The organism is Winogradskyella sp. (assembly GCF_013042245.1).
Lineage (GTDB): Bacteria > Bacteroidota > Bacteroidia > Flavobacteriales > Flavobacteriaceae > Winogradskyella.
This window is the reverse complement of sequence record NZ_JABDQL010000009.1, coordinates 75652-85463: the sequence shown is the minus strand read 5'-3', so window position 1 is coordinate 85463 and position 9812 is coordinate 75652. Positions and strand designations below refer to the sequence as shown.

Here is a 9812-nt window from a genome sequence, read left to right as displayed (position 1 = left end):
CCAGAGAAGTTTTCAAACGTTGTCCAGAAGTAAAAAAGCAATTATGGGGAGGAGAGTTTTGGGGTAAAGGATATTTTGTGAATACAGTTGGTCAACATGGGACTGAAAAATTGATAGCAAATTATGTTAAGGAACAAGGTGTTGAAAAGGATTATAAAAGTTTGAAAAAGAATAATCAATTGAAATTATTTTAATGCCTCGTGGGCTTGCCCCGAGGATTATTTACTACAAGATTATTAAAATCAGGATATTGAGAGGTTTTAAGTAAGAGTCAAATAGAAAATAGAACAAAGAATTATCTATTATTTTTAACATAGAAGTTTTCTCTTAATTTGTAAGATATTACAATCAAAATAAGTAATATTATAAAAAAGATTACTTTCATGACAGAGGCTTATGTGTGTATAATAAGATAAAAGCTATTGTACCTAGTTAAATACTAAAATACATTTCTTAAAGAATGATGTTCTGAATTCAAAATAATATATTTATATCACCATAAATAGTTTAAGTATCAAATAGTATTCTATGAATATCTCTCCAAGCAAACTCAATAGTTTTTTAATGTTCAAATTACCAGCTGCTTATTTTACTGGCGTCAGAGTAAAATATTTAGATAACCAAAAATGTACCGTTAGTGTAAAGCACCGTTGGATTAATCAAAACCCTTTTAATTCTATGTTTTGGGCAGTACAAGGAATGGCAGCTGAGTTAACTACAGGTGCTTTAGTCATGAAAAAAATAAAAGAAAGTGGTAAAAAAGTATCTATGCTTGTAGTTACTAATAATGCATCATTTTCAAAAAAAGCAACTGGTAGAATTGTGTTTGAGTGCAATGAAGGTCACAAAATTGATGAAGCAATTAAGAAGGCTATTGTTTCAAAACAAGGACAAACTGTTTGGCTCAATGCAAAAGGAGTTAACGAAGATGGTATAGAAGTTTCTAACTTTAATTTTGAGTGGACCTTTAAAATAAAGGACTAATTACCACATTTAAAATTGTAACAAAAAGTAAATCTATTCAACATATAGTTAAACAATCAAAAACAACAAATCATGACAGCACACGAAATAGACTATCGTATATACGGAGAAGAAATGCAATACGTAGAAATTGAGTTAGACCCACAAGAAGGTGTTATTGCCGAGTCTGGAAGTTTTATGATGATGGATGATGGCATAAAAATGGACACTATTTTTGGAGATGGTTCTCAAAAAGATAAAGGTTTTTTAGGCAAAATACTAGGAGCAGGAAAACGAATCTTAACAGGCGAAAGTTTATTTATGACCGCTTTTTATAACGATTTGGTTGGCAAGCGTAATGTGTCTTTCGCATCACCTTATCCAGGGAAAATTATACCTATAGATCTAACTGAGTTTGGAGGGAAGTTTATCTGCCAGAAAGATGCTTTTTTATGTGCAGCCAAAGGCGTAAGCGTTGGGATTGAATTCTCGAAAAAATTAGGAAGAGGTCTTTTTGGTGGTGAAGGCTTTATTATGCAAAAATTAGAAGGTGATGGAATGGCGTTTGTTCATGCAGGCGGAACAATGGCAGAACGCACATTAGAAGCTGGAGAAACCATGCGAGTAGATACAGGTTGTATAGTAGGTTTTACTCAAGATGTTAATTACGACATTGAGTTTATTGGTGGAATTAAAAACTCCATCTTTGGAGGTGAAGGTTTATTTTTTGCAAAGTTAGAAGGTCCAGGAAAAGTATACATACAATCATTACCATTCAGTAGACTTGCCGATCGCGTAATTGCATCAGCACCAAAAGCCGGTAGTACAGGTAGAGGAGAAGGTAGTCTTTTAGGAGGATTGGGAGATTTATTGGATGGTGATAATCGATTTTAATCTCCATTCATCCAATATTTTTAACATAAGAGGCTGTTAAATTTATCCTCAGAAAATTTAAAGCAAAACATTTTTTATATAACTTTAAATCAAATTATATAAGCCTATAGATAAAATTACTTTCGTTTAACTTAAAAACCCTATAAATATGGCGAGAGCAATGTTCGAGTATACCAAAACTATACTCAATAAGGTAAGTTTCGATGTTACACTCTTTTGTAAAGAAGTTGAAAAAGCGGTCAAACGTTTATTACCACATGAATTAGAAGAGCTACGGATATTTATTAAAAATCTAATACATCAAAACCCCGAATTAAATCAATGTATGATTTATCTTAAAGCATAAAAAAAAGCGACTTTAGAGTCGCTTTTTCAGTATTATAACCCTATTTAGGTAGCGGACTAATTATTTCTACATTACTAAATACTATAGCTCCTCTAATGATACCTGAAATAACATTATGCATTGCATCTATAATTTGCATCTTCAATTCACTTTTATGATAAATAATACTAACTTCTCTTGCGGGTGATGGTTCTTTAAAATGTCTAAGATTATGGCTTAATTTTTCTCTAAAATCCAAAGTGTGTAAGTAAGGAAGAAGTGTCATGCCCAAACCTTCGTTGGAAAGTTTTATTAGAGTTTCTATACTGCCACTCTCGAGTTGAAAACTCTCTTCTGCTTGATTTTTAAAAGTTTTACAAAGATTTATAACGCCGTCTCTAAAACAGTGTCCATCCTCAAGTAAAAGCATGTCTTCAATATCCAAATCAGAAACTTCAATAGCTTTTTTATCTTTTAGCCTATGGTTATCTGGAATATATGCTACAAAAGGCTCGTAATACAATACACGCTCTTTTATATTCTCATTTTCTAAAGGTGTCGCAGCTATTGCAGCATCAAGATGACCTTCGTTTATTCGTGTTAGAATTTCTTCTGTAGTTAACTCTTCAATCTTAAGTTTAACTTTTGGATATTTTTTTATGAAGTTTTTTAAGAACATGGGTAGTAGTGTTGGCATTACTGTAGGTATAATCCCAAGTCTAAACTCACCACCTATAAAGCCTTTCTGTTGGTCTACAATATCTTGTATACGTTCAGCTTCGTTTACTATGTTTCTGGCTTGAAAAACAATCTTACGTCCCACATCTGTTAACTCTATAGGTTTTTTTCCTCTATCGAAAATGATAATATCTAGTTCATCTTCTAACTTTTGTATTTGCGTACTTAGCGTTGGCTGAGTTACAAAACAACTTTCTGCAGCTTTTGTAAAGTTTTGGTGTTCTGCTATCGCCAAAGCGTATTTAAGTTGTGTGATTGTCATTATGATTAATTTAGACTATAAAATTAATAAAAACTATATGTTTTTGTTATCAAAGTGAATTATATTTAAAACAAAAAAGACCGCTTACTTTGCGATCCTTTTTTGGATTGATTGATGTTTTTTTGTTTTTAGAATCTAATATTTAATTCTAAATCTTTGTCTAGTACCGTAAATTTAGAATCACTGAATTGAGGTGGTCCAAAATTCATGACATTATTTGACGCGCCATAACTTTCTAGCGGCATACCATTTTCTTTAAAATCCATTTTTCCGTTATTATTGGCATCGTGATTAGCTAATATGGCATATTCTCCAGGAGCAATGTTTTTAAAAGTTATGACTACTTTATTATTTTCAATTTTGGAGGTTTTTGCTTTAACAGGAGCAGTCTTCATAAATGTGTTCTGATTGTGTAAAGCCATGCCTACAACGCCTTCGTTGTTAGGTACATTGTCTATATTTACGGTGATTGTAATGCCGTCTTGGGAAAATCCAATAAAGGATGAAAAGATAAGTGCTAAGGTTAAAAATAAAGTTTTACTCACAATATTTCTATTGTTTTTTTTGTGTTTGTTAATCAATGATTTCATAATGGTTAATATTTAATGGTTCGTTTTTTAATGATGATTCAAATATCTAGGGAAACATTTAGATTCAATAATCTGATTTACTGAATTGTAGTTTTATTATGATGAAATGTTGAAAGTAGTTGAGAAGTGTAGAGTGAAATTAATTTTTAGGTCATAGTTAACTACAATAGCCCACGAGCTTTTATCTCTAAATACTTGTTTATAGTATTTATTGTAAGTTGTTCCGGTGCTGTTAATATGGTTTGTATACCGTGCTTCTGAAGTTCTTTGGCCATTAAACGTTTTTCGTAAGCAAACTTTTCTGCTATAGTTTTATGATATATAGATTGAAGGTCCTCAGCATTCTCATTGATAATGCTATCTAGCTCTGTGTTTTCGAATAAAATAATAACAAGCATATGTTTTTTAGAAATAGCTTGTAGGTAAGGCATTTGACGTTTCAATGCACTTAAGTGTTCAAAATTAGTGTAGAGCAGTAGTAAGCTTCTATGTGTAACCTTTCTCTTTAACTGTGCATATAAAAGACTATAATCACTATCATAAAATAGGGTATTAACGTTATATAGCGATTCTAAAATTCGGTTAAGGTAGGTGAGTTTATTTGCTGCTGGTAAAAACGTTTCAATTTTTCTTGAGAATGAAAACATACCAACTTTATCGTGTTTCTTTAACGCAACATTACTAAATGCTAAAGTAGAATTTATTGCATAATCCAGAAGCTTTAGACCATTGAAAGGCATTTTCATCACACGCCCAGAATCTATGACAGAATAGATAGGTTGCGATTTTTCATCCTGAAATTGATTCACCATCAACTGCGCATGCTTTGCAGTGGCTTTCCAGTTTACAGTTCTAAAATCATCACCTTTTACATATTCTTTTATTTGTTCAAATTCTGCAGTATGACCAATACGTCTTATTTTCTTGAGTCCAATTTCGGTCAGAGTATTGCTAATGGCTAAGAAATCATATTTCTGCATTTGTATAATTGATGGGTAAACCATCACCATCTGCTGATTCTGAAATTGATATTTTCGTTTTACGATTTTTAATATTGAAGATACATAAATATTGAGATGACCAAAGTAATATTCACCTCTTTCAACGGGTCTTACTAAATATTCAAAATTGTGACTTTGTTTAGGGTTGAGTTCTGTTTTATATGAGAAATCTCTTTTTTGAAATTGGACAGGCAATTCATCAATAACATCGATAATAGTTTTAAAGCTATAATTGTTTTTAATGGTAATAGGCACTGGGTTATCATCACTATTAGAAAACTTATCTGGTAAAATTCGTCGTGCTGTAATGCCTTGTTTTTCTTTGTAAAGGATTAATAGATCAACCAATAAAACAACCCCAATACCAATAGTGATTATACAAGCTATCGAAAAGAAAACAGGTATCCAGAAGCTAATCATAAAACATACCGAAGCTAATGCTATGTATATATAGAATTGTTTATGGATATATAGTGATTTTATAAATTTCATTTTTGGTAATGCAATTTGTATTGTTTATTGCTAAACTTTATTAGCGGTGTATTTGAGTAGATATTCTTTATACTTCAGATATTTCTTTTTCTCTTTCCTAAACTTTTTTAGCAGTTCTGGTTTGTCAGATATTATTTTTTTGAAAACTCCATTAGTAACATTATAAAAAAGCTTGCCTCTGCTTAAATCAAAAATATTTTGACATTTGGTTAGCCAAAACAAATTTTGTTTAGGCATATTTACTTCTTTAATTCCTTCGAAATACAGAAACTTTCCAATAATTTCTACTTTATGAAAATTACCTGCATTTGGATACTTTGATTTGTAGGGTGTTAAGTATACATTTTCACCGTCATTAAATCCAAAAATCCGACCGAACTCTTCTGCTTGTTCTTCTGATATATCAAGCGCATAGGTATCAATAACCCCTTTTCTCTGGGCTCCATACTCGATAGAGTCTTTTTTTATTTTTAAATCTCCAAAAAATGTTGGTTTATTGTTTTTTAAATCTTCAACAGTCAAATATATTCCTTGCTTTAAGTTTGAAGTGTTCTGGCAGTAACAAAAAGTAAAAGAAAGAGTTAATAGTAAAATTACTTTTTTCATGTTTTTATATGTATTGTTTTTTTAAGGACACATGCTGTTCGCTATTAATCATTTCTTTGGGTGATAATATGTTTAGCATGCTCGTTTCATAATTGTTATTTTATCTAGGTACTTCAACAGATTGTACAATCATATCAATAACATTTTCGGTACTCATACCTTCCATTTCTCGCTCAGGAGTTAATATGATTCTATGATTGAGAACTGGGTTCAATGATTTTTTTACATCTTCAGGAATCACAAAATCTCGTCCGTTTATAGCTGCGAAAGCTTTTGCAGTATTCAATATTGAAATGGAAGCCCTTGGCGAACCACCTAAATATAAATGTGGATGATTTCTGGTTTTCGAAACAATCTCAGCGATGTATTGAATGATTTTTGGCTCTACAACAACCAATTGTGTTTTAGACTTATAATCGGCTAATGATGCGACATCTAAAACAGGGTTTATTGCGGCTTGTGGTGCTTCGCCTTTACGCTCATGGTGAGAGGCTATGATTTTAACTTCTTCTTCCAAAGAAGGATAATCTACTTTAATTTTAAAGATAAAACGGTCGAGTTGTGCTTCCGGAAGTGCGTATGTACCTTCTTGTTCAATTGGGTTTTGAGTAGCCAGTACCATAAATGGGTCTTTAAATTTATAAGTACGACCATCTATAGTGGCTTGGCGCTCTTCCATAGTCTCAAATAGTGCAGCTTGCGTTTTTGCTGGTGCACGGTTAATCTCATCAATCAATACTATGTTAGAAAAAATCGGACCTTGTTTAAAATCAAATTCAGAAGACTTCATATTTAATACCGAAGTTCCTAAAACATCACTTGGCATTAAATCTGGTGTGAATTGTATACGGCTAAAATCCGTTTTTAACACTTTTGCAAATAATTTTGCAGTTACTGTTTTGGCTATACCTGGGACACCTTCAATAAGTACATGTCCATCGGCTAGTAATGCTACAATCAATAATTCTAAAAAATTATCTTGCCCGACGATGACTTTTCGTAGTTCTGATTTTATGGCATCGACCGAGTTTTTGAGTTCACTTAGCTGTATACGATTATCGAAATTAAGGTCGTTACTATCTGGAGTATTTTCGCTTTCAGGATTATTTATTGCTTCGTTTTCCATTGGTTATGGGATTTAAAAGTTTCTATTAAGCCGTTAAGCCTTTCTAGTTGTATATTGTTTAATTGATGTTGTTCTTGAAGATTATTGATATAATCGAAAAGCTTTTTGGTATTTTCAATAGTATTGTTACTTCGGGCTGCTAAGTTCTTTATAAATTCAGCATTTATGGTAGAAGTGTCTAAATACATATGTTTTCTAATATATTCTAAGAAATGCTGAATTTTATGATGTGCAATCTCACTGTGTTTGCCACTTTCGTAATACATGTTAGCAATGGTGCGTGTAAAATCTACTGTCTGATTTTTTAAAGGTTTTACGACGGGGATAGCACGTTGTTTGCGTTTGCCTTCAAAAATAATATAAACTAATACGCCAATTAAGACAATGTAATAGGCCCATTTTAAATTTGGGTTATTTAGGAAGAGGTACATTGGCGATGTATAAAATTTTTTACCAGACTTATAATGTTGGTCAATATAAATAGGTTTTGAGGTGTCTAAATAAGATAATAGACCAACTGTATAATTTTGATTAGGCGAATTAAGAATAAAATAATTTGTAAAAGCCTGAGGGAATGCATTGAGTATAATTGCTCCATCTCCCCAAGGCTGCTTTATTAGGTTTACACTAGGTTTACTTTCCGTATCTGACGCTTTACGTGATTTATCAACAACTCCAAGAACTTTAGTATTAAGGGTGTCAATTTCGTTAAAGTGAAATAGGGTAGAAGCCTTATCAAATTCATACTGTATTTTATCGAAAGCTGGGTTAACCAATTGCAACTGAAACTTATTTTCAAAATTGTCAAAGATATTTACAGAAGCCATATTTAGATTAAGGGTATCTATAAGTTTGGTTTCAAAATTAAGTGAAGAAACGACTAAGGTATTTCCTTTTGCCGTCCAATCGAGTAAACTCTCGAGTTCTGCTTTTCCGAAGTTTACATTGTCATTATAAAACAAATAGGTACCATTAATATCATTGTTTCTAAGATATTCAAAAGGAGGTTTGTTGACAGTAATAACAGAATCTGAAATAAGATTCAATTGCTCATTAAAGACATAACTGCCAAACGGAATTTTGTGATGTGTCGCATAAGACGGAAACCAATTGATTTGCTTCGGTTTTGTCATTTCAAAAACCACAAGCGCCAAGATAGAAAGCACTACAAGGGCTATATATATTTTACCTTTTTTACTCAAGATCAATAGTTTTATTTAGTGATATAAAAGGCAGTTTTAAATTTTCGAATTTAAAGGCATCTACAGTAAATTCACCATACCAAACGTAATCATATATTCTAGTAATGTTTTCAAAATCTACTTTTAGGTGTGATTGATTAAGCTCCTCAATATAATCCTCGTTAGTTTTCTGTGCTTCCCACTTAATTTTATTGGCTTCAGTGAGTTTTTTTAAGGCTAGTAGATAGTAATATCGAATGGCGAGTCTGTGTTTTTTTTGATTGATAGCTTGCTCAATTAGAGCATCAATATCTTCGTTTTTAATAATTTGCTCTTCTTTAGAATAGAATACTTTTCCTTTTGCTTGACTTTTGGTTGTGATACTGTTAGAGTTTACTTTTAAGAAAAAACGAACCAATAAGTAAATGAGTACACCCAACAAAATGTAAGGTAGTATCCTAAAAACAAAATATAAAAACCCGCCTGCGGTACCAACTCCAAAAATAGCTTCCCAAAATTTTCGGAGTAAATTTCTTAGCCAGCGTACAAACTTGTCAAAAGCACCTTCTGCTTTTTTAACTTCAGTATAGTCAAAGTCATCATCATTTTTATAAGATTCTAAATCATTTTCGGAAATCGTTTTCTTTTCTAGTGTGCTATCGTCATAATAGTCAGGTGCTATTTTCTCTTGAGAAAACACAAGTGACCCTATACAAAAGCAAATAAGAAAACCGATTTTACGCATTTACTCTTCTATTTGTCCAATATTACTAATGCGCTCGTAAGTACCTGTAAAGTTTCTTTTTTCGTTGAGGTGAAAGTAAACAAGTGCGCTGGCTACTATAGATACAATGTTGAGCAAAATTGAAAATAGTGTAGATATTACATTCAGAAAAATGTAAAATGGGTCATTAAGGCTGTTTAGATTACTTGGGTCTATTTCACCAGAAAAAATTCCCATTTTTGCATAGGTGTAGATGATTGTTGGAATTGAAAACACAATGCTTAATATGTACATTAAGATAAACAAGACTATGATTAAGCCAATACTTGTCCAAAAATCCTCATTTATTAAGGAAAAACTATAACTGTAAGAATCTGTTACCCCACGTTTTCTTTCAAAGACATAGATGCAGAAAACGATAAACATAGGCACCATAACATATAGAAATGGGAAAAAACAAAGCACCAAAGCAAAACCCAAAGAGACATATTTAAGAAAGCCTAAGCCAAGGTATCCCCAAAATGTTTGTGATACGTTACGTTTTACGTCTTCAAAAATGACTTCACCTGAATTTTCTGAATAGGATTTGATATAATGTAAGGTCGATGAGCTTACAAATATTAATGCTAACACTGCAGATATAAGATAGACTATTGCGGTTAATATTGTTAAAACCGCATTACCGCTATTTAGTTCTGGACTGCCATACAAATCAAAACTTAATAAATCGCCTGCGAAATAAGTGTAAAATGCCATTGAAATAACAAAAAACACCAATGCCGGACCAGAAATACTAAAAATAGTTTTCATCAATGGTTTAAACTCATTACGGATAAAGGTGAATGTATCTGAGAGTAAAGCGCCAAAATCGCGTTGTTTTTTAAATTCTATGTAAGGTCTATTCATTTAG

12 protein-coding genes are annotated in these 9812 nt (G+C 32.0%); 4 read left to right on the top strand and 8 right to left on the bottom strand.

Annotated features, from left to right (window positions below; genetic code table 11):
* From HKP48_RS00755 to HKP48_RS00740, 4 genes are all read left to right on the top strand, one after another.
* Positions 1-194: transposase (locus HKP48_RS00755; RefSeq protein WP_296341807.1), on the top strand; the 194-nt coding region annotated here is incomplete at its 5' end.
* 334 nt (positions 195-528) lie between these two features.
* The gene (locus HKP48_RS00750) at positions 529-984 is read left to right on the top strand and encodes a DUF4442 domain-containing protein (RefSeq protein ID WP_296341804.1); all 456 of its coding nucleotides are present in this window, start codon (positions 529-531) and stop codon (positions 982-984) included.
* Between the two features lie 72 nt (positions 985-1056).
* Complete coding sequence (locus HKP48_RS00745; RefSeq protein ID WP_296341803.1) at positions 1057-1857, top strand: TIGR00266 family protein; 801 nt, start codon at positions 1057-1059, stop codon at positions 1855-1857.
* 148 nt (positions 1858-2005) lie between these two features.
* Positions 2006-2203 (top strand): hypothetical protein, encoded by a 198-nt coding sequence (locus HKP48_RS00740; protein ID WP_296341802.1) that lies wholly within the window; start codon positions 2006-2008, stop codon positions 2201-2203.
* Between the two features lie 40 nt (positions 2204-2243).
* Here HKP48_RS00740 and HKP48_RS00735 read toward each other — a convergent pair whose 3' ends face one another.
* The 8 genes from HKP48_RS00735 to HKP48_RS00700 form a co-directional block, all read right to left on the bottom strand.
* The gene (locus tag HKP48_RS00735; protein WP_296341800.1) at positions 2244-3182 is read right to left on the bottom strand and encodes a hydrogen peroxide-inducible genes activator; all 939 of its coding nucleotides are present in this window, start codon (positions 3180-3182) and stop codon (positions 2244-2246) included.
* 128 nt (positions 3183-3310) lie between these two features.
* Positions 3311-3772, bottom strand: coding sequence for a DUF2141 domain-containing protein (locus HKP48_RS00730; RefSeq protein WP_296341799.1), 462 nt, complete (start codon positions 3770-3772; stop codon positions 3311-3313).
* Positions 3773-3933: 161 nt separating this feature from the next.
* Entirely contained in the window at positions 3934-5265 is a 1332-nt protein-coding gene (locus HKP48_RS00725; RefSeq protein WP_296341797.1) for a DUF58 domain-containing protein, read from the bottom strand.
* Between the two features lie 30 nt (positions 5266-5295).
* Positions 5296-5871, bottom strand: coding sequence for a hypothetical protein (locus HKP48_RS00720; RefSeq protein WP_296341794.1), 576 nt, complete (start codon positions 5869-5871; stop codon positions 5296-5298).
* Between the two features lie 100 nt (positions 5872-5971).
* Positions 5972-6997, bottom strand: a complete 1026-nt coding sequence (locus HKP48_RS00715; protein ID WP_296341792.1) for a MoxR family ATPase — start codon at positions 6995-6997, stop codon at positions 5972-5974.
* Complete coding sequence (locus HKP48_RS00710; RefSeq protein WP_296341788.1) at positions 6979-8199, bottom strand: DUF4350 domain-containing protein; 1221 nt, start codon at positions 8197-8199, stop codon at positions 6979-6981. Before HKP48_RS00710 ends, HKP48_RS00715 begins: the two co-directional genes overlap by 19 nt.
* A complete protein-coding gene (locus tag HKP48_RS00705; RefSeq protein ID WP_296341786.1) occupies positions 8192-8923 on the bottom strand; it encodes a DUF4129 domain-containing protein in 732 nt (243 codons plus the stop codon). Before HKP48_RS00705 ends, HKP48_RS00710 begins: the two co-directional genes overlap by 8 nt.
* Positions 8924-9808, bottom strand: coding sequence for a hypothetical protein (locus tag HKP48_RS00700; protein ID WP_296341784.1), 885 nt, complete (start codon positions 9806-9808; stop codon positions 8924-8926).
* Positions 9809-9812: the final 4 nt, after the last annotated feature.

Excerpts from the sequence above, each read along its gene's own strand:
- HKP48_RS00715 (WP_296341792.1), bottom strand. The coding sequence starts at position 6,997 with ATGGAAAACGAAGCAATAAATAATCCTGAAAGCGAAAATACTCCAGAT.
- HKP48_RS00720 (WP_296341794.1), bottom strand. The coding sequence starts at position 5,871 with ATGAAAAAAGTAATTTTACTATTAACTCTTTCTTTTACTTTTTGTTAC.
- HKP48_RS00740 (WP_296341802.1), top strand. The coding sequence starts at position 2,006 with ATGGCGAGAGCAATGTTCGAGTATACCAAAACTATACTCAATAAGGTA.
- HKP48_RS00730 (WP_296341799.1), bottom strand. The coding sequence starts at position 3,772 with ATGAAATCATTGATTAACAAACACAAAAAAAACAATAGAAATATTGTG.
- HKP48_RS00745 (WP_296341803.1), top strand. The coding sequence starts at position 1,057 with ATGACAGCACACGAAATAGACTATCGTATATACGGAGAAGAAATGCAA.
- HKP48_RS00725 (WP_296341797.1), bottom strand. The coding sequence starts at position 5,265 with ATGAAATTTATAAAATCACTATATATCCATAAACAATTCTATATATAC.
- HKP48_RS00735 (WP_296341800.1), bottom strand. The coding sequence starts at position 3,182 with ATGACAATCACACAACTTAAATACGCTTTGGCGATAGCAGAACACCAA.
- HKP48_RS00750 (WP_296341804.1), top strand. The coding sequence starts at position 529 with ATGAATATCTCTCCAAGCAAACTCAATAGTTTTTTAATGTTCAAATTA.
- HKP48_RS00705 (WP_296341786.1), bottom strand. The coding sequence starts at position 8,923 with ATGCGTAAAATCGGTTTTCTTATTTGCTTTTGTATAGGGTCACTTGTG.
- HKP48_RS00700 (WP_296341784.1), bottom strand. The coding sequence starts at position 9,808 with ATGAATAGACCTTACATAGAATTTAAAAAACAACGCGATTTTGGCGCT.